Annotated in this window: 10 protein-coding genes and 3 pseudogenes; 9 read left to right on the plus strand and 4 right to left on the minus strand. The window is 45.2% G+C overall.

The features are described from left to right. Nucleotides 1-8 precede the first annotated feature (8 nt). The 8 genes and pseudogenes from hisC to PGRAN_RS01215 all read left to right on the plus strand — a co-directional run bounded on the left by hisC (nt 9) and on the right by PGRAN_RS01215 (nt 8,246). Complete coding sequence (hisC, locus tag PGRAN_RS01180; protein ID WP_036064384.1) at nt 9-1,094, plus strand: histidinol-phosphate transaminase; 1,086 nt, start codon at nt 9-11, stop codon at nt 1,092-1,094. A gap of 12 nt (nt 1,095-1,106) precedes the next feature. Then, nucleotides 1,107-2,207: a prephenate dehydrogenase gene (locus tag PGRAN_RS01185; RefSeq protein ID WP_036064386.1), complete on the plus strand. Its 1,101-nt coding sequence runs from the start codon at nt 1,107-1,109 to the stop codon at nt 2,205-2,207. Nucleotides 2,208-2,219: 12 nt separating this feature from the next. Beyond that, a complete protein-coding gene (aroA, locus tag PGRAN_RS01190; protein ID WP_036064388.1) occupies nt 2,220-3,494 on the plus strand; it encodes a 3-phosphoshikimate 1-carboxyvinyltransferase in 1,275 nt (424 codons plus the stop codon). Between the two features lie 174 nt (nt 3,495-3,668). Beyond that, nucleotides 3,669-4,919: pseudogene (locus PGRAN_RS01195) on the plus strand (tetratricopeptide repeat protein). A 30-nt stretch (nt 4,920-4,949) separates the two neighbouring features. Further along, complete coding sequence (locus tag PGRAN_RS01200) at nt 4,950-5,483, plus strand: ReoY family proteolytic degradation factor (RefSeq protein WP_036064390.1); 534 nt, start codon at nt 4,950-4,952, stop codon at nt 5,481-5,483. A 99-nt stretch (nt 5,484-5,582) separates the two neighbouring features. Then, entirely contained in the window at nt 5,583-6,176 is a 594-nt protein-coding gene (gene lhaT, locus PGRAN_RS01205; RefSeq protein WP_036064393.1) for a lipoprotein heptaprenylglyceryl N-acetyltransferase LhaT, read from the plus strand. 74 nt (nt 6,177-6,250) lie between these two features. Continuing rightward, the gene (locus tag PGRAN_RS01210) at nt 6,251-6,934 is read left to right on the plus strand and encodes a zinc metallopeptidase (protein WP_036064396.1); all 684 of its coding nucleotides are present in this window, start codon (nt 6,251-6,253) and stop codon (nt 6,932-6,934) included. A 55-nt stretch (nt 6,935-6,989) separates the two neighbouring features. Continuing rightward, a complete protein-coding gene (locus tag PGRAN_RS01215) occupies nt 6,990-8,246 on the plus strand; it encodes a BaiN/RdsA family NAD(P)/FAD-dependent oxidoreductase (protein WP_036065203.1) in 1,257 nt (418 codons plus the stop codon). A 44-nt stretch (nt 8,247-8,290) separates the two neighbouring features. Here the strand turns inward: PGRAN_RS01215 and PGRAN_RS01220 are convergent, their stop codons facing one another. From PGRAN_RS01220 to PGRAN_RS01230, 3 genes and pseudogenes are all read right to left on the minus strand, one after another. After that, nucleotides 8,291-8,731 carry a DUF1801 domain-containing protein gene (locus PGRAN_RS01220; RefSeq protein ID WP_036064399.1) on the minus strand — a complete coding sequence of 147 codons (441 nt, stop codon included), beginning with the start codon at nt 8,729-8,731 and terminating at the stop codon, nt 8,291-8,293. After that, a complete protein-coding gene (locus PGRAN_RS01225; protein ID WP_036064402.1) occupies nt 8,728-9,720 on the minus strand; it encodes a serine hydrolase domain-containing protein in 993 nt (330 codons plus the stop codon). Before PGRAN_RS01225 ends, PGRAN_RS01220 begins: the two co-directional genes overlap by 4 nt. A gap of 6 nt (nt 9,721-9,726) precedes the next feature. Continuing rightward, nucleotides 9,727-11,362 (minus strand): annotated as a pseudogene (locus tag PGRAN_RS01230) (NAD-dependent malic enzyme). A gap of 133 nt (nt 11,363-11,495) precedes the next feature. On the opposite strand from PGRAN_RS01230, the pseudogene PGRAN_RS01235 reads away from it, so the two are divergent. Continuing rightward, a pseudogene (locus PGRAN_RS01235) lies at nt 11,496-12,610 on the plus strand (NAD(P)/FAD-dependent oxidoreductase). Here PGRAN_RS01235 and PGRAN_RS17835 read toward each other — a convergent pair. Then, entirely contained in the window at nt 12,600-13,235 is a 636-nt protein-coding gene (locus tag PGRAN_RS17835; RefSeq protein WP_036064404.1) for a hypothetical protein, read from the minus strand. The pseudogene PGRAN_RS01235 and the gene PGRAN_RS17835 sit on opposite strands and share 11 nt — an antisense overlap. Nucleotides 13,236-13,473: the final 238 nt, after the last annotated feature.

The following is a 13,473-nucleotide window of genomic DNA, read 5'->3' on the forward strand; positions in this document are numbered from 1 at the left end:
CGGGAACGATGAAATGGAAATCGACATTAACAGGATTGCATTCTTATAAACCTGGCAAGCGGGAAGAGCAAGTCATGGCGGAACTAGGCCTTACAGAAATCACAAAGCTATCTTCGAATGAAAATCCACATGGTGTTTCGAAACAAGTAGCGGCTTATTTGGAGCAAGTGGATGTGAGCCTTGAGATTTATCCGGATGGTTGGGCGTCAGACTTACGGACGCAACTTGCAACGCATCACGGTGTGAAAGAGGAGGAACTTGTTTTTACAAGCGGTGTCGATGAATTAATCGCGCTTTTGTCGCGGACGCTCTTATCTCCGGCAACGAGCACTGTCATGGCAACACCGACATTTCCGCAGTATCGTCAGAATGCGTGTATTGAAGGCGCAGAAGTGCGTGAAATTGAACTAACAGAGAACGGCGACCATGATTTACCATCGATGCTGGCAGCTATTGATGATACAACAAGTATCGTATGGCTTTGCAACCCGAATAATCCGACTGGTAATTACATAGCGCTGAACGAGATTGTTGCCTTTTTGCATCAAGTTCCAAAAGATGTGCTTGTTGTATTGGATGAGGCGTATATCGAGTACGTCGAACCGCAACCAGAGACGCACACAGCGCTGATTTACGAATTTGAAAACCTGATTATCACGCGCACATTTAGCAAAATTTATGGATTAGCAAGCTCGCGTGTCGGGTATGGTATCGCAAACGCTGCGATTATCAGCCAAATCAATATTGTGCGTCCGCCGTTTAATACCACAACAATGGGGCAAAAGTTGGCGCAAATCGCACTGGCTGATCAAGCTTTCATTGAAAAGTGTCGGACGGAGAATGCTGCTGGAAGAAAACAATACGAAACGTTTGCGGCAAAAAATGAAGCTGTTTTTGTATATCCGTCACAAGGAAATTTTGTGCTAGTGGATATTGGTAAGCCGGCTGATGAGGTTTTCGGCTATTTAGAAAAGAACGGCTATATCGTGCGTTCTGGTTCGGCGCTCGGCTTTCCAACGGCAGTCCGGATAACGGTGGGAACGAAAGCTCAGAACGCAGCGGTGATCGCATTGTTACAAGAATTAGTGAAGTAAGGGGTTTTTGAGATGAAAGGAACAGTCGTTATCGTCGGACTTGGTCTGATTGGGGGATCTATCGCACTTTGTATTCGTGCGAGACATCCGCAGGCACATATTATTGGCGTCGATATTTCAGAACAGACGATTTTATCAGGAGATTCGCTTGGTATCATCGATGAAGGAACGACGAATTTAGCGGACGTGGTTGCGCGCGCTGATCTACTCATTTTTTGTTGTCCAGTGCAGCAAACAGAACGCTTCTTGGCGGAATTGCCAACCTATCCGCTGAAAAAAGATCTGCTGATTACAGATACGGGAAGTACAAAAATGCGTGTGATGGAGCATGCGACGGCTGTTCAAGAAGCTGGTTATACGTTTATCGGTGGGCATCCGATGGCTGGTTCTCATAAAAGTGGCGTGACGGCGGCGAAATCGTTGTTGTTTGAGAACGCCTATTATTTATTAACGCCAAGCGCTGAGGAAGATCCGAAGCATGTCGCGGCGCTAAGATTTTGGCTGGAAGGCACGAATGCTAAATTTTTGGAGTTATCGGCGCAGGAGCATGACCATATTACAGGTATGCTGAGCCATTTACCGCATATCGTGGCGGCGGCACTTGTCAACCAGACGAGTGATTTCACGCAAGAGCATCCTGCTGCGTTTCGGTTAGCCGCGGGTGGCTTTCGGGACATAACACGGATTGCCTCTTCTGATCCAACGATGTGGACAGATATTTCGCTTTCCAATAAAGAAACCTTACGCGAACTGCTTGGAAATTGGCGCGATGGCATGAATGACGCGATTGACATGCTAGAGCGAGAAGATAGCACAGCGATTTATCAATTTTTTGATACAGCAAAAGAGTTTCGCGACTCGTTGCCGGTGCATCAAGAAGGCGCGATTCCGTCTTTCTACGATCTCTTTGTAGACGTTCCCGATTATCCAGGGGTCATTTCAGAAGTTACCGGTTTTCTGGCGCAAGAAGAAATCAGTTTGATTAATATTAAAATTCTAGAAACACGCGAGGACATCATGGGGATTTTGCAGATTACGTTCCAAAATGAAAAAGACCGAGAACGGGCAAAGCGTTGTATCGAGAAATATAGCCATTATCAATGCCATTTTTAAAGGAGGATCACGATGCAGTTAGTGACGAATAAACAAGGATTACATGGGACGATTCGCGTTCCTGGAGATAAATCGATTTCCCACCGAAGCATTATGTTTGGCACACTCGCAGATGGGAAAACGACGGTGACCAACTTTTTAAAAGGGGAAGATTGCCTGAGCACGATCGGTGTGTTCCGCGCGCTTGGTGTGTCGATTGAAGAGTCTGAAAACCAAATTGTGGTACATGGAAAAGGTTGGGACGGCTTACAAAAACCAACTGAAAAGCTTGATGTGGGTAATTCTGGGACAACGATTCGCTTGATGTTAGGCATTTTAGCAGGGCGCGCGTTTGAGGCTACCATAGCAGGGGATGCGTCGATTGCCAAACGTCCGATGGGGCGCGTGATGACACCACTTCGCGAAATGGGTGCTGTTTTTGAGGCAAAAGAAGCAAATTTTGCGCCGGTGAAAGTAACCGGTACGACGCTTAAACCTATCGAGTATACGCTTCCTGTTGCGAGTGCCCAAGTAAAGAGCGCTATTATTTTTGCGGCGTTACAAGCAGAAGGCGAAACAACGATTATCGAAAAAGAAAAAACACGCGATCATACCGAGCAGATGATTCGTCAATTTGGTGGCAAGATCGAGGTCGATGATTTAACCATTCGTGTTTCTGGCGGTCAGAAATTTAGCGGACAAACCGTGGTTGTTCCTGGAGATATTTCGTCTGCTGCATTTTTCATCGTTGCCGGTTTGATCGTTCCAAATAGTAAAATTCGTCTGGAAAACGTGGGCATTAATCCAACACGTACGGGTATTATCGATGTTGTAAAAGCCATGGGCGGAAAAATTACCGTGGAAGAAACGAGCGCGGTTGGTGATGAACCAGCCGGAACGATTACCGTGGAAACGAGCGATCTAACAGGTATCACGATTGGTGGCGATATTATTCCGCGACTCATTGATGAACTTCCTGTAATCGCGTTATTGGCATCCCAAGCAACCGGGCGGACCGTTATTAAAGACGCCGAAGAGTTGAAAGTGAAAGAAACGAATCGCATCGATGCTGTTGTAACGGAGTTGTCGAAAATGGGCATAGCGCTTGTTGGAACTGAGGACGGCATGATTATCGAAGGACAGCAAAAATTACACGGTGCAACAGTCCAAACATATGGTGATCACCGTATGGGCATGACATTGCAAATTGCGGCGCTCTTAGCGGATTCGGATGTGACGCTTTTAGATGCAGATGCCATCAAGGTTTCCTATCCGACATTTTTTGAAGATGTTACTTCTTTATATTGAGTGAATGAGGAATGTGTGCAGATTTTGCACATGTTCTTTTTGTATGGGAATTGTTTGATTGGATGGAACTTGCGAGTAAATGAGTGGAGTATGTGAGAAAGACTGTTTGACTTGTTTTGACCTTTCCGTTATAATAAGCCTACGAAATGCGAGTGAGATGTGAGGAGATGGACGATGAAATTTGCAGAGCAGATGTTAGCGGCTTTAGAGCAGGAGAATTTGCCGGAAGCACAGAAATATTTTCAGCAAGCCTTACAAGATGGGACAGATGAGGAGCAATATTGGTTGGCCGAACAGTTGATGCAACTTGGTTTCTTAGAGGAAGCGGAAGATTTGTATGAACTTTTATTAGCGAAATATAAAGATGAAGGCGAGCTGTTAGTGAGGGCTGCTGAGGTCGCGATTGAAAAAGATGACATAGAGGCTGCGATGGAGTATTTGGAACAGGTTAATACGCAAGATGATGCGTATCCAGAGAGCTTGTTGGTGCTGGCGGACTTGTATCAAATGCAAGGGCTTTTCGAAGTGACGGAGGCGAAGCTACAACAGGCGAAATCGTTGTTGCCAAATGAGGCAGTGATCGATTTTGCACTAGGTGAGTTTTACTTGTCTACGGCACGATTTGCTTCGGCAGTGCAAAGTTATCAGGTTGTGCTTGACGCGGGTATGACGGAAATCGCAGGTAGTCAAATTTTTGAACGGATTGCGGAGAGCTTGGCGAGTAGTGGTTCTTTTGAAGCGGCGATGGGCTATTATGAGAAGGCGCTTGCGGAACAAGTCGATGTAAATACGTTATTTGGGCTCGGTTTGACGAGTTTTCAGGCGAAGGATTACACGAAGGCGATTGCGGCTTTAGAGCAGTTGCAGGAACATGATCCTGGTTTTACGACGCTTTACACGTATCTTGCGAAAAGTTATGAGGAAAATGGCGAACCAGAAAAAGCGCTGGATGCTTGGTGGATGGCTTGAAGCAGGATGAATTTAATAAAGAGCTATTTTTTGAAGCTGGGAAATTGGCGTGGAAAAATGACCGTGCACAAGATGCGGAACATTATTTCCGTCAGGCGATTGCGCTTGATCCAGAGTTTATTGAGGCGATTTTAGAAGTGAATAAGATCTTGCTGAAGAAAGCGGACTATGAGGGTGTTGTGGAGCTTGTGGAGTCGCTGGAACGAGAAATTGTGACGGAACCACAAAATTTTCTGGGACGTAAGTGTTGCATATCAGGAACTAGATCTCTATAATAAAGCAAAAGAAAACTATGAATTAGCGTATCCCCATTTTGCGGGAAATGCGACGTTCTTGAAAGAATATGGCTTGTTCTTGCGTGAAGATGGCGATGTTGCTAATTCAGAGCAAGTGTTGGCGCAGTATTTGACGATGGAGCCAGGTGATGAAGAAATTTTAAGTTTATTAGGTTATTAATCCCCATTTTGATGGGAAGGAGTGAGTGATATGAAAGCATCAATTAGCATTGAAGATAAGAAGGAATTTGTTAGATGGCTGTTAAATAAGCATCAAATGAAGATTAGAGAATCGATGTGGATTCTTAATTATATTGCTGGGCACGATCAAATCATGAAATACGTTCACTTCGTTGATAATGCAGAAGGTTGCCCTCGTGGACTTGTGCTCACTTCTCTCGGAGTGGATGACGAGCCGTTTCGTTTCTTTAAAGGGAATATTGTGACGACCGATCCAGAGAAGGCGTTTCATGATATTCGCTTGAATTGGGATGAGGATATTTATATTCAGTTGCATTTCCCAGAGGCGTTGACTTCGCCACGTTATGCGTTTGTCCGAGAAGATAACCCGTTCCAAGAACTGCTTATTACAGATAAAGAAAGGAAAATGGCGGCCCAATTTTTAGATACGGTTGTCGAGCATTTTTCCAAAGAGAAATTGTTGCAAGAAATCGATGAGGCACTAGATGCGCATGACGAAGAGCGATTTCAAATCCTGATGGAACAGTTTAAGCAATATAGTTAGTTTGTAGCACACCTGTCTTTGCTGGCAGGTGTTTTTTGTTTCAGTTTTAGTTCGAACTTTGGTATGATGGAAAAAGAGTGCTTGGAATGGGGGAACAAGATGTATCGATACTTAGGGAACAGATCATTTTTACGGCTGCTGTTCATTGTTAATTTATTGGGAGCGGTGTATGGATACATTTGGTATATGCCGCAACTGAAAATTACGGAACCGCGGTTTTGGATTTTTGTACCGGATAGCCCAACAGCCATTTTATTTTTTGTGTTTGTACTGATGGCGTGGCTTGCGAAAAAGCACTGGCCGTTGATGGAGGCACTCGCGTTTGTGTGCTTAGTAAAATATGGACTCTGGGCCGTGGGAATGAATATCGCGTACATGATGAATCTTGGCTTCCTCGATATGATGAGTCTGATGTTGCTCACTTCACATGGATTGATGGCTATACAAGGGCTCGTTTATGCGCCATTTTATCGCATTAAGTTTGGTCATTTTGCGATGGCGGCGATTTGGGTGTTACATAATGATGTGATCGACTACTTATTTGGGCAGATGCCGATCTATGGCGGGCTCGATCAGTACATTACGGCCATTGGTTATTGGACGTTTTGGCTGACCATCTTTGTATTGTGGACGGTTTATGAAAAAACACTGAAGAAGAATGCGTTTAAATTAGAATTTCCTCATGAAGCTTAAAAGTGGTTGAGGTTTGGCGTTTTCTCCTTTATAATTAAGGTAATAAGTTAGGTGTAGGAGGATGACGAGTTCATATGAGTATTCAGATGTATATTATTTATTTTTTAATCGTAGCGCTAATTCCTTTGTGGGCGCAGTATCGTGTAAAGAGCACATACTCGCATTACTCAAAGGTAGCGATTCGGACAGGGTTAACAGGTGCGCAGGTGGCACGCCAAATTTTAGATGCGAATGGATTGCACAATGTGCCTGTTCAAGAAACGGGCGGCGTGTTGAGTGATCACTATGACCCGCGTAAGAAAGCTGTTTTCTTGTCTTCTGCAAACTATAATGGTCGTTCGATTGCGGGTACTGCTGTCGCGGCGCATGAAGTAGGGCACGCGATTCAGGATGCGCAAGATTATGCGTTCATGCGTTTTCGTTCGGCGCTTGTTCCAATTACAATGTTTAGTTCGAATGCTTCATGGGTGTTCTTAATCATCGGGATGTTGGCGACAATACCAGGCCTGATGTTAATTGGTATTGTTTTAATGGCGATTGGTGTCTTGTTCCAATTGATTACTTTGCCAGTTGAGTTTGACGCTTCTAAACGCGCGCTCGTGCAAATTAACCAATTAGGACTTGTTGAATCAGACGAATTACCGCAAGCTCGAAAAGTGTTGAGTGCAGCGGCAATGACATACGTTGCAGCAATGGCTGTAGCTGTTCTGGAACTTTTGAGATTAATCTTAATTTTCACAGGTATGAATCGAAATTAGTTTTAAAAAGCGCTCTGTAATGGGCGTTTTTTGATGGAGAAAAGGATGGGGTATGATGGATTTTGATGTGATAGTAATTGGTGGTGGGCCATCGGGGTTAATGGCTGCAATCGCTGCGGCTGAGAAGAATAAGCGGGTTTTACTCGTTGAAAAAGGACCCAAATTAGGCAGGAAATTGATTTTGTCCGGTGGTGGTCGCTGTAATGTGACGAATCGCAAACCTGCGGATGAGATCATTAAAAATATACCGGGAAATGGGCGTTTTATGTACAGTCCGTTTGCGGAATTTAACAACGAAGATATCATCACCTTTTTCGAAAAATTGGGTGTGGCGTTAAAGGAAGAAGATCATGGACGGATGTTTCCTGTGACAGACAGCGCGCGTTCGGTGGCGGATGCGATGATTTCGCGGCTTGATAAGCTGAACGTAAAAATTTATATGAAAACGCCTGTAAAGCGTGTAAACTATCAGGACAAAGAGGTTGTGGGCATTACGCTTGCGGACGGCCAAGAAATCGGCGCGCCGGCTGTGATTGTGGCAGTTGGTGGGAAATCTGTACCGCGGACAGGCTCAACGGGAGATGGTTATGCATGGGCAAAAGAGGCAGGCCATACGATTACGGAATTATATCCAACAGAGGTTCCGATTACATCACGTGAATCCTTCATTAAGAGTAAGGTACTACAAGGTATTTCTCTGCGTGATGTGGCGCTCTCGGTCCTAAATCCAAAAGGAAAACCAATCATTACGCATCAAATGGATATGATTTTCACGCATTTCGGTGTATCAGGTCCAGCAGCATTGCGCTGTAGCCAATTCGTGATTCAAGGCTTGAAGAAATTCGATGTGGATGAATTGACCATGATGATTGACTTTTTCCCAGATAAATCAAAAGGCGAGTTGGAGCAAGAAGTGATGGGACTTGTGAAAGATAATCCTAAAAAGGCCGTCAAAAATGCGTTGAAATCGGTGATGCAAGAGCGGATGTTATTATTTTTATTGGAACGTGCGGACATCGATAGCGATACAGATTGTATTTCGGTGGCGCAGAAAAAATGGCAGGCTTTTATCGAAACATTGAAGAAATTCACATTCCAAGTGAGTGGAACGCTTGATTTTGAGAAGGCTTTTGTGACGGGGGGCGGTGTTTCTGTGAAGGAAATTACGCCGAAAGAAATGCAATCGAAGTTGATGCCTGGTTTATTTTTCTGTGGTGAAATACTAGATATTAACGGGTACACGGGTGGCTATAATATTACGTGTGCACTTGTTACAGGGCGCTTAGCTGGAATCAACGCAGCATTGCGCTAAAACAAATCTAAAAAGTGGAGGCAGTATAGGGATGGTCTCCACTTTTATTTTTTAATGGTTGTTTCGTATTGTCGAATCCAATCGTCTACGGTGACTTTACTTGCTAGCTCGCCGATGAGTTCGTACGGAATTTTCTTTGGATTGGTGAATCGGATGCAGCCTTTGCCCATATTGAGCTTGGTTGTCATATGTTTCGGATACTCGGCTTGGAACCATTGTAAGAGGGCTTCATCGCCGAAAATTCCCATGTGATAGACTGCGATGTGTTGTTTTTGTGCTGCGATGGCGAAAAAGGGAAGCGAAAGATTCGAATCGCAGTGGTAGCCATCGGGATAGCGTGATTTTGGAACGACGTAGGAAGGCATGCCGTACTGGATTTCTTTTTCGAAACCAGCTGGAATGTTGGCATCTACTACGTGCATGAGTTTGGCAAAAGCTTCTTTTTTATCGGGTGCTACGTCATCTAAATATTCTTCGATTGTCATGTTTTTCCTCCTAAATCTTGCATGAATTGTTCTACGATTTCGTCACGACGCTTTAGAAAAATGGCATTGTCACGGTTTGGATGAACGCGGTTCGTGAGGGCGATCAGCGCCGTTTTTTGTTGTAAATCGATGACGATGAACGTGCCTGTAAAGCCGGTATGGTAGATGGCGAAATGGTCCGTAGACGGGACTAGATCCCAGCCGAGGCCGCGTGAACGGTTTAACTTTGATGTGTAGTTTTTGGCAATGTTGGCGATACTTTCTTGGCTGAGAATTGGTTCGCCATCATGGAGTAGTGCTTTTGTAAAATGAATGAGGTCTGGGAGATTACTGAATAAGCCAGCATGTCCTGCGACACCGTCCATTTGCCACGCTTTAAAATCATGGACGATACCTGTGATGACACCGCGATCTGGGTGATCTTCGGTTGGGACGCAGGATAGCGGTGAATCGGGATGGTAGCCCGTGTGCCGCAGGGCGAGTGGCGTTAGGATATTGCGCTTGACTTGTGTTTCTAAATCACCACCAAGTTGCTCAACGATATAACCGAGAAGTAAAAAATTAGCATCGGCGTAGGTCACATCAGTTCCCGCAGGATTGGGTTGCGGTGTCGCGATGCAGTAACGATAGACGTCCTCTTTTGACGCGATGGTGTACGCAGGAATGTTTTTTGCCAAGCCGGAACTATGCGTTAAAAGTTGCAAAATCGTGACTTCGGGGTACCTGAAATCTGGCAGAAAATCGCACACTTTGTCGGATAGTTGCAAGTTTCCTGCTTCGATATGTTGCAAAACGAGGGTTGTCGTTGCCACTACTTTCGTTAAAGAAGCGATATCATACACTGCGTCCGGCTCTAATATTACTTTTTTAGGGGTTAGTTGTTTCCTACCAATCACGTGTTGTTTTGTGCGCTGAGGTGTGATGATGGCATAAGAAATGCCAGGCACAATGCCATCGGTGACTAGTTTTTTTAATCGCGTATCCAACATGGGCGTTCACTCCTTATATTGAGGAAGCCAAATTGCGTCATTGACAGCTTCCAGTGGATTCGAAATCGTTCGATTGTTTAGTCCAAGTTCGATGGTTTTCTGAGTAACGGCTAGCGTAACGGCATGTGATGTATCGCGTAGTGTCGCAATTGGCGGGAGTAAAGCGTCACCAATCGTGTTAACATCGCGAACTTGTGTCGCAACCGCGTGACTGGCAGCTGCCAACATGTCATCCGTAATTTCGCGTGCTTCTGTAATCACTGCTGCGAGACCGAGTCCGGGATAGAGTAGCGCGTTGTTGGCCTGTCCAATATAATAGGTATTTCCATCAAACAAAACAGGCTCAGAAGGACTCCCCGTCACAACAAGCGCCTTGCCTTTTGTCCAAGTAATTAAATCATGCGCCGTAGCTTCAGCCAGCTTCGTAGGGTTCGACAGCGGCAAAATGGCAGGGCGTTCTATATGGCGACTCATTTCCAGTACGATTTCCTCCGAAAAAGCACCGGTTACGCCAGAACAACCAATCAGCATCGTCGGTTTCACGTGTTGCACAATCGCAAGTAAGTCCGTTAGCCTCTGGGTAAAATCGCCAGCATCACGCGCGTATTTTTGCTGTCCAGAAGTAAGGTCTGGTAAATCCGTGGTCACTAAGCCAGGACGATCTACCATATAAAAACGTGATTTTGCTTGCTCGGCGGTCAAGCCTTCATTCACGACCATTTCAGCGACCAATTGATCCGCGATACCAATGCCCGCCGTTCCAGCGCCAAAAATCACAATCCGTTGCTCGCTCAGCGGTAATTTAGAGACGCGCGTAGTAGCCAGTGCTGCAGCAACGACCATTGCGCCAGTTCCTTGAATGTCATCGTTAAATGTACATAATTGTTGACGATATGCCTCCAAAATTCGACTCGCATTATCTCGCCCAAAATCTTCCCAATGAAGCACAGCTTTTGGAAAACAAGTTTTGACAGCAGCCACAAAGCGGGCGATAAAAGCATCATAGGCAGGTGTTTTCAAGCGTGGCGTCCGACTTCCTAAATAGCTGGCATCGGTGCGCAAGGCTTCATTATTCGTGCCAGCATCAATGACAATCGGCAAGACACAATCTGGCGCAAGTCCAGCCGCAACCGTATAGACAGCCAGTTTTCCGATTGCAATGCTGACGCCATTCAAGCCCCAATCGCCAATTCCTAAGATACCTTCCCCATCCGTCACGACAATCATCTTAATTTTTTCATGGTTCGGAACATTGTTCTGGAAAACGGATACCAAATCAACCATACTATCTGCCTGCAAAAAAAGCGCATCTTGCGGATTTTCCCAGTTTTCATGGTAGTGCATTACGGCATCTCCAATCGTCGGTGTATAAATAATCGGCATCAATTCCGTCACGTGATCGATCACTACTTTATAAAATAGCGTCCGATTCTCACTGTAAAGCGTCATCAAAAACAGATGTTTCTCGATGGGTGTTTGTTTTTTTATGTAAAGCCGTATAGACACGTGCTGCCTGCTGTTCCAGCGTCTCGATTGTCGCTGGGATCAAGCCATCTAAGCCCCATTCTGCGCGTTCTGTAGCTGTAAACGCCGTACCTTTATTTGTAAAAGGGTCATTTAATCGTGCATATCCATTCATCATTTTGCATCCTACTCCTTTCGTTATCCTGTCTATATTCTACACCAGAAGTGGCTAAAAAATCGACTAATTGCCCTGCACTTGTCAGAAATGTTCGGAATTTGTATAATGAGGGGAGTGAGATGGGGTGTATAAAATGGAAAAAATCGTCATTATTGGCGGAGGAATCGTGGGCATGACGGCCGCGTATTTGCTTGCTAAACAACAAAAAGAAGTTATCGTTATCGATAGAAAAGAATCAGGTCAAGCGACGGCTGCAGCAGCTGGGATTGTGTGTCCATGGCTGTCGAAACGCCGCAACAAAGTATGGTATGAATTAGCCAAAGATAGTGCACGCTATTATCCGACGCTCATCGAGGAACTGGCGCAAGACACAACGCTGAATACAGGCTATAAAATGGTCGGCGCACTTTGTTTACGAGAAGACGAGGCAAAACTTTCGGAACTGGAACAAATCGCTGCTAGCCGTCACATGGAAGCACCAGAAATTGGCGAAATTACACAGCTGTCAAAAGCGGAAACGAAAGCAAAATTTCCAATTGTAGACCCAGCGTTCGGAGGTCTTTTTGTGAGCGGAGGCGCACGGGTGGATGGGAAATCGCTCGTTTTGGCGTTAGCGGACGCAGCGACAGCGCATGGTGCTAGGATTATTCGCGATAAAGCGCAGCTCGAAAAACAAGGAGAGGCAATCACCGTTTTGGTAGGGAACGAGAGGATGCTGGCCGACAAAATCATCCTCGCAGCAGGGGCTTGGTTGCCAGAATTGCTCCAACCACTCGGACTCCAAGCCGCGATTCACCCGCAAAAGGGGCAGCTATTACACCTTCAATTCGAGGGTGTCGACACGAGTCATTGGCCGGTTGTTTTGCCGCCGAGCGCGAAAAGTATCGTGCCATTTGATGATGGTCGGGTGATTATTGGCGCTACACACGAGAATGAAGGCGGCTTTGACCTAGAGCCAACCGAGGCGGCTATCGAAGAAATTTTAGAGGAGATTGCGCGCTTTGCACCAGCTGTGAAAAACGCAAAACTGGCGGAAATCCGGTAGGTACGCGACCATTTACACCAGACTTCACGCCAGTTATTGGAGCCTTGCCAACTGCAAAGCCTATTTTTGTAGCGAATGGATTAGGCTCATCAGGACTCACAACAGGCCCTTACGTCGCCAAAATTCTCGTTGATTTGATTCAAGGAAAGACACCAAAAACCGATATTGCTGGTTTTGATCCGAGCCATTCGATTACTTCATGATGCGACGAAGCTGTTTCAAGTATTGGTGTTTCACGAAGAAATAATAGACGGCTTGGACGATGATGAAAATGCCAATTACGATGCCAACATTTTGCCAAATATTGAAATCAAGTAAGTTTTGCAGGGCGAGGAAAGCTACGAGTGAATGAATCACTGCCACGAAAAGCGGTAGGAAAAACATAACCCGTAGTTGCCTCGCTACGATTTTATGCAGTTCTGGTTTTGTTAAACCAATTTTGAAAAGCATTTTGTATTGTTGTTCATCTCGTTTCAAGTCGCTGTGTAGGCGCAAGTATATGAATCCAGCTGAGAAGGTGTAGAATACGGCGCCGCATAAGACGGTGAGTAATAGAAGTAAACCATTGGCTTGCTGCATATTTTGCCACTGTAGAGCTAGTGATTCAAAACCGGTGTATGTGCCCGTCTTCTCATTTTGATTCTTTTCATTCCAGTTATTCACATAGGTTGATAGCTTTTTCGCAGAGACTGTGGTATTTTCCCAATCATCCGTATGGAAAATGCTGTACGGAATTTTCGAATTAAGGTTATCCTCCGTGTTTTTATAACGTGCCTCTGCTTCTTGCCACATCATATCGATATCTGCCTGATTTGCAAGTACAGTCACACTTTCTATGCTACTAATATTAGTAGTGTAAGGAAAACGATTCATCGGTGCTATTTTTTTTACGGGCAGCGTGATTTTTTTTTATTCGAAAACTGGACTTCTATATTTTTCGGAGCATCCTCTTTCAAATTTGCTACGCTGAGACTGTCTGTTGGGAGCAAGACCACCGTTCCTGGTGGCGTAGTTATTTCTGCATCATCTCGCAAGCCCATTAGCGCATTATAGTCACCGATGGACA

Source organism: Listeria grandensis FSL F6-0971 (assembly GCF_000525835.1).
Lineage (GTDB): Bacteria > Bacillota > Bacilli > Lactobacillales > Listeriaceae > Listeria_A > Listeria_A grandensis.

Excerpts from the sequence above, each read along its gene's own strand:
- hisC (WP_036064384.1), top strand. The coding sequence starts at position 9 with ATGAAATGGAAATCGACATTAACAGGATTGCATTCTTATAAACCTGGC.
- PGRAN_RS01185 (WP_036064386.1), top strand. The coding sequence starts at position 1,107 with ATGAAAGGAACAGTCGTTATCGTCGGACTTGGTCTGATTGGGGGATCT.
- aroA (WP_036064388.1), top strand. The coding sequence starts at position 2,220 with ATGCAGTTAGTGACGAATAAACAAGGATTACATGGGACGATTCGCGTT.
- PGRAN_RS01200 (WP_036064390.1), top strand. The coding sequence starts at position 4,950 with ATGAAAGCATCAATTAGCATTGAAGATAAGAAGGAATTTGTTAGATGG.
- lhaT (WP_036064393.1), top strand. The coding sequence starts at position 5,583 with ATGTATCGATACTTAGGGAACAGATCATTTTTACGGCTGCTGTTCATT.
- PGRAN_RS01210 (WP_036064396.1), top strand. The coding sequence starts at position 6,251 with ATGAGTATTCAGATGTATATTATTTATTTTTTAATCGTAGCGCTAATT.
- PGRAN_RS01215 (WP_036065203.1), top strand. The coding sequence starts at position 6,990 with ATGGATTTTGATGTGATAGTAATTGGTGGTGGGCCATCGGGGTTAATG.
- PGRAN_RS01220 (WP_036064399.1), bottom strand. The coding sequence starts at position 8,731 with ATGACAATCGAAGAATATTTAGATGACGTAGCACCCGATAAAAAAGAA.
- PGRAN_RS01225 (WP_036064402.1), bottom strand. The coding sequence starts at position 9,720 with ATGTTGGATACGCGATTAAAAAAACTAGTCACCGATGGCATTGTGCCT.